Raw genomic sequence first — 13,160 nt, 5'->3', positions numbered from 1 at the left:
TTTGCAGTTTTATGGGCGATAAAATTATAAAATCATTAAAAATCAATGTGTTAAAAACTTTAACTGCCGTTGCTTAATTTAGCCTTAGCGTTGCTTAACACGCCCACATCCTTATTAACGCCATATTTGGCGTTTCTATCTCGCTGTTTGTCGCTAAATCGGGTTAATATTCGTTCATTTTCTACAAATTTATTCAGATATTTACGAACCGTATTGATATGCACCTGAATATTTTTAGCAATCTCACTTGCCGTTGCGTTGCCATAACTAAAAATATACAACAAAATATTTCTTTCACTATCATTATAATGATGCCAATTTTCTTCTATTTTTTTCATCAAATCAGTATGAATAGTCTTATTATGCAAGCTGATATTGTTGCGTAAAACCAAATAAACATTGCCGTGCCTTTCGCTGTATTCAGGTTTTGTAAGCATGGATTTTTCCATGGTTTCATAAATACGAGCTACCCCTTCATTTAATTGACGGACATAGCCTAAATCTTCTAATGCTCTGGCAATTCTAGGATTGCGGGCATAGCGTTCTGTTTTAATATTATCCACCGTAACCTGAGCTGGCAGCGGTCCACTATTACTGATTTCCAAGCGGTCATCAAAATGCTTAATATAAATCGCATTGCCCTGTACATTATACGAACGATGACATAAAGCATTAACCACCGCTTCAAGCCATGCTTCTTCTGGAAATTCAGGGACTTTTTTAAATTTGCCAATATCAATATCTAAAAAGAAAAACTCTTTAAATGAAATGCGTAAAAACTGGCGTATTTCATCAATCAAGTTGGGAATATTATTTTCAAAACGCACATCTTTAATCACATTGTGTTCATCTCCTGTTTTGCTTTCTAGCCCCTCAAAGCGGACATAACGCACCGATGCAGAAGGAATATATTTTTCAGGGTCTTTTGAAAAAAGCAAAGCACAAGATTTTTTGAATTTAACCTCATTATCTTTTTTATCAATTAAATGTTTTTTATATAATAAATCTAAAATATCACCATTATAATTAACCTTATTTTTATACTTTTCTAATAATGGCATATCCAAATCTTTTTCATCAAAATTAGGGAGTATCTCATCTTCAAAAAGGCGGATATTTTTGTCATATTCTAATTTTTTAATTTGTTCTTGATTGAGTTCTCGATTGCTATCTGCCACACGCAAAAAGAATTTTTCATTATCTTTGCGATAAAATATTCGCTCTAAATCTTGCTCTACATGAAAAATAAAAACAAGTTTATCATCAATGATAATTTCTTCTAATTGAACCCTGCAAGGCGGTGCAATAAAATCAAAAACCAATTTACGATAATTATCTAATTTATCGCCTAAACTTTGCAAATCTTGGATTTCGCCTTTATCAGATACACCAAAAACCAAAATTCCACCATCAGCATTTGCCATACCAATTAATTCATCGGCAATTTTACTGGGCTTAATATCTCTTTCACCCAAACCTTTGCGTTCAAAATATTGATTTTCATGCTGTGTTTGTAGATATTTTAGCGTGATTTGGCTATCAATCTTTGAAATCGGTTCATTAATCATCACCCACCCCCACCTGCCCATTCATCAGCATGGGTAATAAAAAATCTCTAAGTTGGGTGAGTTGTTGGTTTTGTTTTTGTAGGTTTTTTATTTTCTGAAAACTATAAACAATATTTTGAAAAAATTTTTCAATAATGTTGGAGCTTGGATAAATCATCTTAATATTTGCAAAATCTCCTTTATTCATATTTGCAAAAGTGTTACCAGTTTTTGCCTTACTCACAAAAAAATAATCTTTTAGATAAAAATAAAAATAAGGTCCATTATATTTATTTTTAAATATGATAGAATTAATTTGTTGATTTGTTTGTGATTTTTGTGTTGTAAATCCAATTAAACCAACAGTAGCAATACAAGAAACACATAAGCTGTCTTTGGGTAAATATTTGCTAGACTGACTTTCTGCACCAGTTTTGCTTAACTTTTGCTCTGTTTGAAAAATAAACATATTATTTCTAATATCGCCAATTGTAATAAATGGAATATTTCCATTAAAAAACTCTTCGTTTTGTGTTGAAGGTGTTTTTCCTGTAATAATATTAGGTTCCACTTCTCCCAAACTTTTCACTTCCCACCCCTTTGGGATTTCTCGTTTTAAAGTGTCGTTATAGACCATTTTACCGCCACTGGATTTATAGGGCTTGCCGTTTTCATCGGGAAAATCAAACTGCACAAACCAATAATCATACAGGGTTTTTGCCATTTGCTCTAATTGGGCGTTGATTTGATTATTGATAGCGATTTTTTGGTCAAGGGTGGATAAAATATGGGCAATGGATTTTTGGGTGGGTATGCCTAAAAATGCTTGGATTTTTAAAGGGTGTAAATGATTACGGTTCATAGTCGGAACACCTGAACCTGTTTTATATTCATTTAATTTAAGATTTTTTAAAAGATAATATATGTATTCAACATCATTTCCTTTAAAATCTTTAACAAATAAAGCTGTATTATGAGGAAAGAAATTTGTTTTAATTAAATGAGGAATGCCAACTGTACCACTTCTACCAATAGTAATACTTGGAGCTTTCACTTTATATTCGTGATGATAACCCAAAATGCCATTTGATGATTGAACAGGATATTTACCATGAACAAATTTGCTTTTTGGTAAGTCATAGCCACGCTGAAACTCAATTAAATCGCCCAATAAACAATTTTGTGGTTTACTCATTTTTCTAATTTCCTATTTTCAGGCTAATTGAAACCCATTTATCAAACCCGCCCACTTTCTTTTAGATATTCTTTGACCAATAAGCCATTGATAAATCGAATATCTTCGGGACTGACGGCAAATTGTTGTTGGCGTCTAAAATGCTCCAATACGCTGCCTTGCATTTGCTTTTCAAAATAGCTGTCGTTGTCCAGCATTTGGTGTAAATTCAGCACTTTTTCATCGGTATCGGTTTTTACGCCCATGAGTGCTTCATAGATTTTTTGTTTGTCGTGTGGCAGCCGCTCATCTCGCATTAAGCGTTTATGCACTCTGGCAAATTTGGTGTCGCCTTGATATTTATGACGGATAAGCTCGTTTTGGCGGTTTAACTCTTTGATTTTTAGATAGATTGAATCCAGCAAACTGATGTTTGCCACCATGTCATCTTGCGATACTTCCGACAGATTGCGTTTTTGAAAGATTTGTTCCAATGCTTCACGCAAGCTGATAAATTCAGGGTCATCTTGGTCAAAATTCGTCGCCAAGCCTTCACGCACTTTTTTGATGTGGTCTTTTAGGTCATCGGCAAGTTTGAGTTCTTGTTCGCCAATTTTGACAAAGGCAAAATACACATCTTCCAAGCTTTCGTTGAGCAAGCCGCTGCTGTCGCCTGCCGATAGACTCTCTGCCAGATTCAGCCTATCCAGATGTGCTTGCGTTTCACGGTATAAAATCGCCAGTTTTTCAAAATCCAAACGGCTCAAAAACCGATAATCGCCCTGTAAACGCAAAATATTATACAGCTCTCTGGCGGTTTGTAGGGCTTTTTTGATGTCCAAGACTTGTTTTTTGTCGCTGATTTGACTGATTTGCTGACAAAAAATTTCGGCGTTTTGGGTATCAAAATCAAACAAAGCGTCTTTGATATCATGGATGTCTTGAATAATTTCTTGCTCATCTTTGAACATTTGGGCATATGAGCCGATGTCATCGCCCAGCTCGTTTTGTAGTTCGTCCCAATAGGCACGGTTGGTTTTGTCAAATTCGCTTTGAATGTCAGCAAAATCCACCACATAGCCATAACGATACTGTTTGTAAGTGCGGTTTACTCGCGTTAGGGTTTGGAGTAAATTATGGGCTTTAATGACTCGTCCTAGATACAGCTTTTTTAGGCGTGGGGCGTCAAAGCCTGTCAAAAGCATGTTATAAACAAACAACACATCAATCTTGCCGTCTTTAAAGTCTTCTACTTGGTCTTTGCGGTCGTCTTTGCTGCCAATATCATGCAAAATCAGAGCCGCTTTACTTACTTTGTGGGGATTGGCTTGGCGGTCAGCGGTGGCGTATTGGCGTTCAAACAACGCAAACAAGGCTTTGGCTTGCTCGCTACTGTCGCAAATGACCATTGCCCCTAAGCTGTCATCATCATTTATCTTTCTAAATTTTTCAAAATCGCTGACGATGTAGTCAATGAGTGGCTGGACAAAGTTTTTGTGGGCAAGGATTTGTTCTCGTTTGATGCTGCCCTTTTGTACTTGGGTTTGCGCTAGGGCATTTTGTAATTGGGCTTTATACTCGCCACCAATGGCTTCACGAATCAGACGCAAAGTATAGCCGTCAGCGATGGACGAATTATAATAATATTTATGAATATAATCGCCAAATAATTGTTTGGAATTCAGCTTGTTTTGAGTTTCGCCAATCAACGGGGTGCCCGTCAAACCGATTTTGATGGCGTTGGTGTCAGACTGCTCCAAATTGGCTAAAAATGAGCCTTTGGGATTGTAACTGCGATGCACTTCGTCCAAAAAATATACCCTTTGTATGCTCAAATCATAGTCATTACTGGCAATGACATTGGGGTCGTCTTGGAATTTGTGAATATTTACCACCGTGATTTCGGCTTTGCCTGTGTGGTTGTGCAGGCTTTGGGTGGATTTGATGTCTTTGGCGAACGCTTCTTTGGAGCTGATGGTGTGGACAATCAAACCACGTGCGGTGAATTCTCGCTGGGCTTGTTGCAACAAATCAAGCCTATCCACAATAAAATAAAATTTAGGGACGATGCCTTGTTTGGCAAAATGGGCAGTAAGATGACGCACATTATAATACGCCAAAGCAGTTTTGCCGCTGCCTTGGGTGTGCCAAATAATGCCTTTTTTGCTGCCGTTGTTTAAGGCTTTGGTGATGGCGAAGGTAGCAAACAGCTGTGGATAACGCATGATATGCTTTTGTGGACCTTTGGTGGTTTTGACGTACGCCAAACCATACTGCAACAAAAACATCAAACGCTCATGATTGAGCAATGATGTACAGATGCGGTTGGTGGGTGTGTCTGGCGCTTTGTTGGTGGCGAACTCTGGGTTATGTTTAATAATGGTGTTGTTGGTGTCTTTTAGCACCAAATTTTCTTGTTCATCCGTTAAGACTTGCAATAGCTTAGCCAGATTCAATGGCTGTTCTTCACGAAAATAGTTAAATACAAGCTTATCAACACTGCCAGACGCATAAAAAGCCCCTTGGACAGGTTCAATCTCGCCTTGGTCGTATTCTTGATTATTAGAAAAAATCATCAGCTGGGTGATGTTAATAAAGCGACGAAATTTGGGGTTTTTGGAGCGGGTTTGCATACGCTCACGCTCTTGACCGATACCGCCTTTGTTGTTGGGTTTTTTGACTTCAACAAAAACCAAGGGCATGCCGTTAATCAGCAAGGTAATATCGGGGCGAAACTCTTCATCGCCATTGGCATAGGGCAGCTCAGTTACGACATGAAAGCTGTTTTGCTTGATGTGATTAAAGTCAATGAGTTTGATGCCTGATTGGTTGATTAAGCGTTCATAAAATTTTTGTCCCAAATCTTCATTATCTAATTCTAGCAAAATATCGGTCAAGATACGCTGGGCATCATCGGCTGACAACTCAGGATTGATACGGCACAGACTGTCTATAAAAATCTTGGGGAAAATATTGGTTTGGCTGTCCCAATCGTTATTTTTCAAAGAAAGATAACCATAGCCCAAACGCATCAGATGCAAAATGGCGGGGATTTTGACACGGCTGTTCTCGTTGTGTTGCGACATGGGTTTTCCTTGTGATTCTTCCAAACTTTATTAATATTCATTGATAAATAAATAAGCATTCATCAAAACCATGAAGGCCATTACAAAAAACTGTGCTTCTCTGTTGGAAAGGCACGCTGTTTGACAGCACGATGATAGGCTTTAAACGCCCCAACAATGTCTTTGGTTTGGTTGCTGTCATCGGTCAAAAAATCTTTGACAAATTTGGCAGGTTTTCGGGTATAAACGCCAATCATGTCGTGCATGACCAGCACCTGCCCATCACAATCCACCCCAGCCCCAATGCCAATGACAGGCACAGCGAACCGCTCGGTAACGGCTTTGGCAAGCGATGCTGGTACGCATTCAAGCAACAAAAGACTCGCCCCAGCATTCACCACCGCCGTACAGTCTTTCATCAATTTATCCGCTTGGGCGTCCGTTTTGCCCTGTACTTTATAGCCACCAAAGACATTGACCGACTGCGGCGTTAACCCCAAATGCACGCAAGTGGGTACGCCGTTATTTGCCAAAACGGACACCATCGGAGCAAGCTCGCTGCCCCCTTCAATTTTGACCACATTCGCCCCTGCCTGCATGACCGCCTTGGCACTGGCAATGGCATCAGATAAGGTGGCATAACTCATAAATGGCAAATCGCATAAGATTAAGGCATGAGAATTACCACGCACCACATTTTGAGTGTGATAAACCATGTCATGAACGCCCACTGGCAAGGTTGAGCTTTGCCCTTGGACAACCATGCCCAGACTATCACCGATTAAAATGGTGTCAATGTCCGCCAACTGCATGGCGTGAGCAAAACTGGCATCATAACAAGTTAGGCAACTAAACTTTTCGCCTTTTTGTTTATATTGTGTCAAAGTTGATAATGTTATGGGAGCGGTTTGGGTTAGGTAGGTCATCGTTTTATTCTCATCAATGTCAAGACCCATCGCCAATACGGTCTTTTTTGGGCTGATATTTGGGATATGGCTACTGTTTTATTGACTCTTTTGTCAAGTTAGTCCAACTTTTTAAGTCCATTCATCTCATAAGCCAATGCCAAATCACAAATGGCTTGCCCATTTATCATCAGCTCATCATTCAACTCCAAAAGTGGCACAAGCACAAAATTTCGCTCAAAAATCCCAATGTGTGGCACGGTAAGCCTGTCATTGGCGATAACATCATCGCCGTATAACAAAACATCCACATCAAGCGAACGTTCACCCCAGCGTCTAAAACGCACACGCCCAGCCCCACGCTCTAACTCTTGACAATAATCAAGCAGGCTCATGGCATCAAGGCTTGTTTTGGCGGACAGCACTGCATTAACAAAATCAGGCTGATCGGTAACACCAAAAGGCTTGGACTGATACAAAGATGATAATGCCACATCACAAAAACGCTCATCACGGATAAGCGTATCACGTACCATCAAAATATGACTGGTCGGATCACCGAGTTCATTGGCGATATTACCCCCAAGCCCCAAATAAATTTGCACTTTATCAGTCATCATGTTTGGCTCGTGGTTTGGCATTGGGTTTTTTGCGTTTTTTGGGTTTGGGCATGATGGCATCTTGGGTGGTTTTTTGTTGTTGCTTCGGCTTTTGTCGCCTTGTTTTTTGGTGCTGGGCTGGCTGTGTTTTGGTGGTGGTAGGGTTTGATGCAGATGATTGTAAATCACTCTCGGTCAGACCCTGCTCACGCTCTTTGATGGATAAAGTGGATGATGGCTTACGTTTACGATAACGTACCGACGGTATGTAAGGCTCGTCATTGTTTAGTAGCTTGATAAAATCACTTTGGTCATACGTACGCCACTCAAAGGTTGGCACATGCACTTGTCGTGTTTTTGGTGTAGGAAGAATATTTTTAGGCATGTTGGCGTTATCCACAACCAGTAGCGGTTTTGGTGCATCGTCTACCTTATCATCATCACGCCCCAAGAGCTTTTGTAATTGCAGGAGTTCAGCATCTGTATCAATGTCTTTATTTTTGCCACGCCGTCTTCGGGTGCCATTTACAGCACCACCCAATGCACTTAGCATCTGACTTTGACCAGCCACATCGGCTGCCAGATAACGTTGCCACCATACGCCCATTCCATTAGTTGGCTCAGACAACGGATTATCATCATAACTTTCACGCATGATAAAAAAATCAAGCCCTGCCCGAAATTTACCCTGCAAGATTAGCCTGCCCATCTCTTTGGGTTTGGGGTTGGCAAGTTTGGGTTGCATGAACCAAATATCGCTGATAAAGTCCTCGGCAAATCTGGGTATGGCGGTCTTTTTACGCTGAACATCAAAGACTTGACAAGATGCTTTATGTTGAGCTTCATAAAAAGGCAGACCTTTTTTCTTAAATTTTGCCAAAGCGTATAAATAATTATCCCACAATAGCACCGCATAAAAAAAGGCAGGATTGGCAGTTTTGTCCGAAGCGATGCGTTCATCGGTGTTTTTGGCAACCTGCAAAGCAAAGTGCGTTGGTTCAGATTTGGCATGACTCATCAGACTGCCCATCGCCCCATATTGATATAATAAAGGCAAAAGTGGGGCAAGATAACCGCCTGTAAACATCTTTTGAGTCTCATCATAAAGACGATGGGCAGAGACCTGCTCCAAAAGTGTCCAATTTGTGTCATTAAATTGTTTGGCAAGGGCTTTATCAAAATCAAAATCCAGCTTAGCCTTAAATCGTAACGCACGAAGCAGGCGAACAGGGTCTTCTTCAATACGTATTTTGGCATCACCGAGCAGGCGTAATGTACGATTTTTAATGTCAGTTACCGCCCCACAAAAGTCCAATACCTCACCCTTAATTGGCTGATAATACAAAGCATTGATGGAAAAATCACGGCGAGAAAAATCCTGCGTGATGTCCCCCCACACATTATCACGGGTTATCATACCATCATCGGTGGTGTGTGTATCGTCTTTGGGCGGAGCACGAAAAGTCGCCACCTCGATGAGTTCACGTCCAGAGTAGACATGAGCAAGCTGAAACCGCTTGCCAATGATACGACAACGACCCCCAAAAATTGCCTTAATTTCATGGGGGCGAGCATTGGTAACCGCATCAAAATCTTTGGGAATAAGTCCCAAAAGACCATCACGCACGCCACCGCCTACGATATAGGCATCAAAACCTGCTTTATTAAGTGTGCTGATGATTTCCACAATGCTGTGTGGTAAAGTGCGTTTGTCAAGCCCCAATTTGTCTGCTGACAGTACAGTTGCTGATAATTTGGGGTTTTTGTGCTTGATTGGTTTTTTTTGCATAAGGTGCTTGAACTGCTTTTTAATGTTTGGTAAATGGCATGCCCTACCATTGCTTCATCTGTTTGGCGGTGCTAAGGCTGTTAGTCATACACACCATAATGCACAACTGTCAGGGCAAATAATCACCCTACACAAGGCCCGCCATATGACCGCCTGTCATGGGTTTTATTGTACCTTGTTTTTATCAAAAAAGCTAATACACTGTGAGTTTATGGCGATTTTTTTCTAAGGTCTTCGCCCCAATACCCTTCACCTTTGTCAAATCATCCACGCTGTCAAATCGCCCCATCAGCTCCCGATAGTTAATGATGGCTTGGGCAGTTTTTGCCCCCACTCCTGTGAGTGTGGCCAGCTCACCTGCTGTGGCAGTATTGATATTAATGCGTTCACTCATCACTTTTTGGGCAGATTCTTTGGCGATAAGGGCAAAGTAGGCAAGTTTGGGGTCAGCGTGGCATTGACTCGCCCATGTAGAATTAACCGATAAGGTAAACAGCAAAGCCCATCCCCATCGCCCAATATTCAACCATCGCTTAATATCAGTGCCTCTCATCAGCCTTTGCCATTTCCCAATACTCATTCATTTGTGCCAAATTGCTCCCCTTTGGCGTTTTTGCTTGTGCCATAAGCGACTTTTCCACAAATGCAAATCGGCGTTTGAATTTGGCATTGGCATTTTGTAGTGCCATCTCTGCATCAACATCCAGATGACGGGCAAGATTAGCCAAAACAAACAGCACATCGCCAAGCTCATCTGCGATTTTGTCTTTTTGGGATTGATTCAATTTGTCCGCTTTGTAACTAAAATCAGCTCTGGGTAATTCTGCCTGCAACTCGCCCAGCTCTTCTTGAAGTTTATCCAAAACACCACCCAAATTCTCCCAATCAAAACCGACTGTGGCGGATGCTTTTTGTAAGTTTTGGGCATACATCAAAGCCGTACCCGACTTAATATCAGACAACAGATGTTTTGGGCGGTCTTTGGCCTCCAAGGCTTTAATCTCATCCCAGCGGCGTCTGACATCTTCATCCGTTGTTAGATTTTTTTTGTTAAACACATGGGGGTGTCTGCCAATGAGTTTTTCTTGTAGTGTAAAAATCACATCCGCCATATCAAATCGTCCCTGCTCATCATACAGATGAGCATGAAAGACAACTTGTAAAAGTACATCACCAAGCTCACCTTTAATGCTCTCTGTGGCAAGCGTGCTTTTATCATCACTTGTAATGGCTTCAACAAGTTCAAAAACCTCTTCAATGGCATACTTTTGTAAACTGGCGTTGGTTTGTTTGGCATCCCAAGGGCAATCGGTGCGAAGGCGTGCCATGAGTGTCAAAAGGTCAGCAAATTGGTTGGTTGGGTTCATGTCATTGTCCAAAAATACATCCTAATTTGCTGATTTACTGAGCCAAATCGGCAAACAATGGTGTGGACAAATAACGCTCACCCGATGAGGGAATCACCACCACGATGAGCTTGCCTGCATTTTCAGGACGACTTGCTACTTGCAGGGCTGACCAAACTGCTGCCCCTGCACTGATCCCCACCAAAATCCCTTCTTTTTCTGCCATCTGACGAGCTGTGGCAAAGGCAGATTCGGTTGTAACAGTGATGACCTCATCATAAATACTTGTATTTAAGATGCTGGGCACAAAGCCAGGAGCAAGCCCTTGTAATTTATGAGCACCTTTTTCACCACCGCTAAACACAGGCGAATCAGATGGCTCTACCGCCACAATTTGTACGCTGTCTTTTTTGGACTTTAACACCTCGCCCACACCTGTAATCGTACCACCTGTACCGATACCTGCCACCACGATATCCACTTGCCCATCCGTGTCGTTCCAAATTTCTAAGGCACTCGTCTCACGGTGAATCTTAGGATTGGCCAAATTGTCAAATTGGCGTGGCATAAAGTAGCCGTCTTGGGCGGCAAGCTCATTGGCTTTGGCAATCGCCCCACCCATACCCTCGCTCGCTGGGGTCAATACAAGCTTGGCCCCATACGCACGAAGCAATGCCCGACGCTCCAAGCTCATGCTCTCTGGCATGGTAATGATAAGTCTATACCCTTTTGATGCACACACCATGGCAAGCCCAATGCCAGTATTACCTGATGTTGCCTCTACGATGGTCGTATTTTTGTTGATAAGACCGTCTTTTTCAGCCTCATTTATCATGGATAAAGCGATGCGGTCTTTAACCGAACTGGCTGGGTTGAAGTATTCTAGTTTTGCCACAATACGAGCAGATAAGCCATCGGTTAGGCGGTTAAGTTCTACTAAGGGCGTGTTACCAATAAGCTCGGTGATGTTTTTAGCGATGTTCATGAGATTTTCCTTTTAAAGACTGCTTATTTTACAATAAGAACCGCTAGCATACCAAATTTTTATAAAAATTTATAGGCAAAAAATGTTAAAGGTTATTCTATTTTGACATATAAATAATTTCACAACATGCACCGCCAAATGATGATAAATATGATAAAATTAAGTTATTTTTATTTTAGCGCCTAGGATGATTCATGAAAACTTTTAATCCCATTACCATCTCCTGCTTCAAAGCCTATGATGTGCGTGGTGAACTTGATGTCAATTTGGATAGCGTCATCGTCTATCGCATCGGACGAGCTTTTGCCCAATATCTAAATTATGGTCAAAAAAATCATGGTCAAAAAAACTCTGTCATCGTGGTTGGTGCAGACATCCGCTCATCCAGTAACAGTTTAAAACAATCTGTCATTGATGGCATAACAGACGCTGGCGTGGACGTGATTGATTTGGGCATGGTTGGCACCGAGGAGGTGTATTTTGCCACAAGTCATTATAACGCCATCGGTGGGATTGAGGTTACCGCAAGTCATAACCCCATTAACTACAATGGTCTAAAAATGGTGCGTGAAAAGTCACGCCCCATCAGTGCCGATACGGGATTGGCAGACATTCGTACCATCGCCGAGCGTGGAGAATTTGTGGTTGCAGACAAAGGTGGAGTTACCCTAAATACCGATAAAACTGCCTACATTGATAAACTCATGAGCTTTATTGACACGAGCAAATTTCGCCCCAAAAAAATCGTGGTTAACAGTGGTAATGGCTCAGCAGGACCTGTGGTTGACGAACTTGAACGGCGTCTTGGGAATGACATTGAACTTATAAAAGTTCATCACACCCCGGATGGTTCATTTCCTAACGGTATCCCCAACCCCATGATTGTTGCTAACCAACAAGCCACATCAGATGCCGTCATCGCACACAAAGCGGACTTTGGTGTGGCTTTTGATGGCGACTTTGACCGTTGTTTTTTGTTTGATGAAAACGGACGATTCATTGAAGGTTCGTATATTGTGGGCATGCTGGCTGAGGTATTTTTGAAACAACATCAAGGTAAGGGCATCGTCTATGACCCCCGGGTGATTTATAATACCGAATACGTCATCGCCCAAAACGGTGGTCAGCCCATCATCAGTAAATCAGGGCATTCATTTATCAAACAAGTCATGCGTGAGACAGGGGCGATTTATGGGGGCGAGATGTCCGCTCACCATTATTTTAAAGACTTTTTCTATTGCGATAGTGGCATGATTGTGTGGCTGTTGGTCATTGAACTGCTGTCGGTAACTGGCAAAACACTCTCCAAGCTTGTCAATGGTTATATCCATAATTTTCCCAGCTCAGGCGAGCTAAACTTTCGTTTAGGACAAAAAAGTGCCAGAGAAATTGGTGAGCATCTAGAACAAAAATACAGCTCATCAAACCCCATTAAGAATACCTTAGATGGATTAAGTCTAGATTTTGGTAACTGGCGGTTTAACCTACGTTCGTCCAACACCGAACCACTCATTCGTCTAAACATAGAAACCAAAGGCGATAAAGCACTACTACAATCTAAAATTGATGAGATTTTGGCGATATTGGCAGCGTGTGGAGCGATGAGTGCCGACCATTAAAACGTATTAATGATTTAAAATGAACAACAAGATACAATAAACTTGCTCTTTTGCCATCGGGGTGTGTTAGCATTGGTTTTTATTTGTTAATGGGCAGGACATTGACAAATCCACCCCCCACACCCCACATC

10 protein-coding genes are annotated in these 13,160 nt (G+C 41.4%); 1 reads left to right on the top strand and 9 read right to left on the bottom strand.

What is annotated here, in order from left to right; genetic code table 11:
* Nucleotides 1-59 precede the first annotated feature (59 nt).
* From A7456_RS03800 to cysK, 9 genes are all read right to left on the bottom strand, one after another.
* Nucleotides 60-1,568, bottom strand: coding sequence for an ATP-binding protein (locus tag A7456_RS03800; RefSeq protein ID WP_228141020.1), 1,509 nt, complete (start codon nucleotides 1,566-1,568; stop codon nucleotides 60-62).
* The gene (locus tag A7456_RS03795) at nucleotides 1,561-2,742 is read right to left on the bottom strand and encodes a restriction endonuclease subunit S (protein WP_067007746.1); all 1,182 of its coding nucleotides are present in this window, start codon (nucleotides 2,740-2,742) and stop codon (nucleotides 1,561-1,563) included. The genes A7456_RS03800 and A7456_RS03795 overlap by 8 nt, the downstream gene beginning before the upstream one ends.
* A 41-nt stretch (nucleotides 2,743-2,783) precedes the next feature.
* Nucleotides 2,784-5,807, bottom strand: a complete 3,024-nt coding sequence (locus A7456_RS03790) for a type I restriction endonuclease subunit R (RefSeq protein WP_067007743.1) — start codon at nucleotides 5,805-5,807, stop codon at nucleotides 2,784-2,786.
* A gap of 80 nt (nucleotides 5,808-5,887) precedes the next feature.
* Nucleotides 5,888-6,712, bottom strand: coding sequence for a 3-methyl-2-oxobutanoate hydroxymethyltransferase (gene panB / locus A7456_RS03785; protein ID WP_067007832.1), 825 nt, complete (start codon nucleotides 6,710-6,712; stop codon nucleotides 5,888-5,890).
* Between the two features lie 98 nt (nucleotides 6,713-6,810).
* Nucleotides 6,811-7,311: a 2-amino-4-hydroxy-6-hydroxymethyldihydropteridine diphosphokinase gene (gene folK, locus A7456_RS03780; RefSeq protein WP_227713264.1), complete on the bottom strand. Its 501-nt coding sequence runs from the start codon at nucleotides 7,309-7,311 to the stop codon at nucleotides 6,811-6,813.
* Nucleotides 7,301-9,079 carry a polynucleotide adenylyltransferase PcnB gene (gene pcnB, locus A7456_RS03775; RefSeq protein ID WP_067007740.1) on the bottom strand — a complete coding sequence of 593 codons (1,779 nt, stop codon included), beginning with the start codon at nucleotides 9,077-9,079 and terminating at the stop codon, nucleotides 7,301-7,303. The genes folK and pcnB overlap by 11 nt, the downstream gene beginning before the upstream one ends.
* Before the next feature lie 193 nt (nucleotides 9,080-9,272).
* Nucleotides 9,273-9,632 (bottom strand): ComEA family DNA-binding protein, encoded by a 360-nt coding sequence (locus A7456_RS03770; protein WP_067007737.1) that lies wholly within the window; start codon nucleotides 9,630-9,632, stop codon nucleotides 9,273-9,275.
* Nucleotides 9,619-10,446, bottom strand: a complete 828-nt coding sequence (gene mazG, locus A7456_RS03765) for a nucleoside triphosphate pyrophosphohydrolase (protein ID WP_067007734.1) — start codon at nucleotides 10,444-10,446, stop codon at nucleotides 9,619-9,621. Before mazG ends, A7456_RS03770 begins: the two co-directional genes overlap by 14 nt.
* A 34-nt stretch (nucleotides 10,447-10,480) precedes the next feature.
* Entirely contained in the window at nucleotides 10,481-11,410 is a 930-nt protein-coding gene (gene cysK / locus A7456_RS03760; RefSeq protein WP_067007731.1) for a cysteine synthase A, read from the bottom strand.
* A gap of 194 nt (nucleotides 11,411-11,604) precedes the next feature.
* On the opposite strand from cysK, the gene A7456_RS03755 reads away from it, so the two are divergent.
* On the top strand, nucleotides 11,605-13,029 hold the full coding sequence (locus tag A7456_RS03755; RefSeq protein WP_067007729.1) for a phosphohexomutase domain-containing protein: 1,425 nt from the start codon (nucleotides 11,605-11,607) through the stop codon (nucleotides 13,027-13,029).
* Nucleotides 13,030-13,160: the final 131 nt, after the last annotated feature.

The organism is Moraxella nonliquefaciens, assembly GCF_001679005.1.
Classification (GTDB): Bacteria; Pseudomonadota; Gammaproteobacteria; order Pseudomonadales; family Moraxellaceae; genus Moraxella; species Moraxella nonliquefaciens.
The sequence above is the reverse complement of the archived record's forward strand: the minus strand, read 5'-3'. Positions and strand labels throughout refer to the sequence as shown.

What these genes read in the sequence shown, in the direction of transcription:
- A7456_RS03795 (WP_067007746.1), bottom strand. Translation starts at nt 2,742, where the DNA reads ATGAGTAAACCACAAAATTGTTTATTGGGCGATTTAATTGAGTTTCAG.
- A7456_RS03770 (WP_067007737.1), bottom strand. Translation starts at nt 9,632, where the DNA reads ATGAGAGGCACTGATATTAAGCGATGGTTGAATATTGGGCGATGGGGA.
- cysK (WP_067007731.1), bottom strand. Translation starts at nt 11,410, where the DNA reads ATGAACATCGCTAAAAACATCACCGAGCTTATTGGTAACACGCCCTTA.
- panB (WP_067007832.1), bottom strand. Translation starts at nt 6,712, where the DNA reads ATGACCTACCTAACCCAAACCGCTCCCATAACATTATCAACTTTGACA.
- mazG (WP_067007734.1), bottom strand. Translation starts at nt 10,446, where the DNA reads ATGAACCCAACCAACCAATTTGCTGACCTTTTGACACTCATGGCACGC.
- pcnB (WP_067007740.1), bottom strand. Translation starts at nt 9,079, where the DNA reads ATGCAAAAAAAACCAATCAAGCACAAAAACCCCAAATTATCAGCAACT.
- A7456_RS03800 (WP_228141020.1), bottom strand. Translation starts at nt 1,568, where the DNA reads ATGATTAATGAACCGATTTCAAAGATTGATAGCCAAATCACGCTAAAA.
- A7456_RS03790 (WP_067007743.1), bottom strand. Translation starts at nt 5,807, where the DNA reads ATGTCGCAACACAACGAGAACAGCCGTGTCAAAATCCCCGCCATTTTG.
- folK (WP_227713264.1), bottom strand. Translation starts at nt 7,311, where the DNA reads ATGATGACTGATAAAGTGCAAATTTATTTGGGGCTTGGGGGTAATATC.
- A7456_RS03755 (WP_067007729.1), top strand. Translation starts at nt 11,605, where the DNA reads ATGAAAACTTTTAATCCCATTACCATCTCCTGCTTCAAAGCCTATGAT.